At 67.3% G+C, this 987-nt stretch carries 1 protein-coding gene; it reads right to left on the reverse strand.

Annotated elements, in window-relative coordinates:
* Positions 1-197: 197 nt before the first annotated feature.
* Positions 198-987: DNA-3-methyladenine glycosylase family protein (locus tag AHiyo1_RS00645; protein ID WP_059387278.1), on the reverse strand; the 790-nt coding region annotated here is incomplete at its 5' end.

The raw sequence follows: 987 nt of genomic DNA on the forward strand, positions 1-987 counted from the left end.
CCGACAACCGGAGGGACGAAGCGTTCACCAATGCCGGCTGGTCCTACTTCAAGGCCAACGCCGATGATCTGGCCGAAGGGTTCTCTGGCCTGATTGTCCGGATCAAACGCGCGAAACTCCGAACGCGGGGTCGCTTACGGCCCGTGTTGGGCGGCAACATGGGCCGTAAGTGACCGCGTTGGGGGGCGTTGGTGGCGTTAGTGTCCTCGGTGGTCCTGGATGGTCATCCGTGGTCCGAAGGTCGGCTTGCGGAAGCCGCTGAGCCCCAGCATCCGGACTACCCGCTGGCGGTGCCCACGCCACGGTTCCAGGAGGGCGATCATTCCGGCGTCGTCCGTCTTCCTGCCTGTGAGCGCATAACCGACGTACGAGGCCAAATGGTAGTCGCCCACCGCGATCGAATCAGGGCAGCCATGGGTCCGCTGGACCACCTCGGCCGCCGTCCAGATGCCGATGCCCGGGATGGTCTGCATCTTTGCCCCGGCTTCAACCGCGCTGAGTGAGGCGAGCCGTTCGAGCGCGACGGCGGATCGCAGCGCCCGCATGACCGTCGCCGAACGCTGGGGACCCACGCCTGCCTTGTGCCATTCCCACGAAGGGATGGCTAACCATTGGGCTGCGGTCGGCGCCACGAGTAGCCCCGACGGGCCCGACGTCGGGAGGCGGCCTGCGCTTGGCGCTGCGGTGCCGTACCTGTACATCAGGTAGCGGTAGCCCCGGCGGGCTTCGATAGTGGTGACCTTTTGCTCAAGAATCGTGGGCACGAGGGAGTCCACCACACGGCCGGTGGTGGGCAAACGGACGGTGAGGTTCCGGCGTCGGGCTTCCCGGACCATGCGCGGGAGGGTGGCATGGAACGCAGCGTCATCAAAGCCGGACCAGTCGTCCCCGCTCCCCAACAACGCAGGCACGGAGGCAATGGCGGAGCCCGTGCCGGGGCCCCACGCCTGGGCATCGACACGGGTGTCTTGGCCGGTTCCCGCGGCG

This window comes from Arthrobacter sp. Hiyo1, from assembly GCF_001263615.2.
Classification (GTDB): domain Bacteria; phylum Actinomycetota; class Actinomycetes; order Actinomycetales; family Micrococcaceae; genus Arthrobacter.